Annotated in this window: 1 protein-coding gene; it reads left to right on the top strand. The window is 73.1% G+C overall.

The window, feature by feature from the left end:
• Window positions 1-799: glycoside hydrolase family 31 family protein (locus GUY60_RS37855; protein ID WP_246236175.1), on the top strand; the 799-nt coding region annotated here is incomplete at its 5' end.
• Window positions 800-1015: the final 216 nt, after the last annotated feature.

Here is a 1015-nt window from a genome sequence, read left to right as displayed (position 1 = left end):
GTGGCCGGGGTTGCGGGCGTCGCTGTCGCTCGTTCTGGGGCTCGGGTTGTGCGGGGTGCCGTATTCGGGTCCTGATGTGGGTGGTTTCGGCGGGAGTCCGTCTCCGGAGCTGTATCTGCGCCGGCTCCAACTGGGCGCCCTTCTACCGCTGTTCCGTACACAGGCCGCGTTGCGGGCGGGGCGCGGGGAGCCGTGGGAGTTCGGCCCCGATGTGTTGGGGCACGCGCGCGTGGTGCTTGATGAGCGGCAGCGGTTGCGGCCGTACTGGGTGACGCTCGCGCAGCTCGCGCACCGTACCGGGGCTCCCTATGTGCGGCCGTTGTGGTGGTCGGCGCCGGAGGAGCGGGCGTTGCGGGACTGTGAGGACGCGTTTCTGCTCGGGGACTCGCTGTTGGTGGCGCCGGTGCTGGAGCCCGGTGTGACCCGGCGTGCGGTGCGGCTGCCTCGGGGGCGCTGGTACGACACGGCGACGGGCCGGGCGTACGAGGGCCCAGGACAGGTCCTTGTGGACGCGCCGCTGTCCCGGGTGCCGGTGCTTGCCCGTGCGGGCGCCGTGCTGCCTGTCAGGGGCGCCGACGGGGGCCTGGAGCTCGAGGTGTGGGCGCCGCCGCGCGGGCGTACGGGAGGCGGGCTCGTGGTGCGGGACGCGGGCGACGGCTGGGAGGTGCCGGAGGTCGAGCGGTACGTGTCGCGCCGGCAGGTGCGCGGCCGGGTGGTGGTCCAACGGGACTACGGGGACGGTGAGTTGCGGGACGTGAAGGATCCGGTGCGGGTGCGGGGTCTTGACGCGGAGGGGTGAGGTTTTGGCGCTCCTCCTGTGGTGCCCCTCTTCCTGGCGGTGGCTGCCTCAACAGATGCCCGACCGCACCCCCCTCTAGTCGAGCTCCACGCGCGCGTACCGCCCCTCGAACCAGTTGCGGGCCACCGTCGTGTGCAGCGGGAAGCCGAGGGTCCGGGGCGTGCGCAGGATCTCCCAGCCGGCCGTCTCGTCCGTGGCCGTCGGGGTGGGCAGTTC

It is taken from the genome of Streptomyces boluensis (assembly GCF_009908195.1).
GTDB lineage: Bacteria > Actinomycetota > Actinomycetes > Streptomycetales > Streptomycetaceae > Streptomyces > Streptomyces boluensis.
This window is presented reverse-complemented; position numbering and strand designations above follow the sequence as displayed.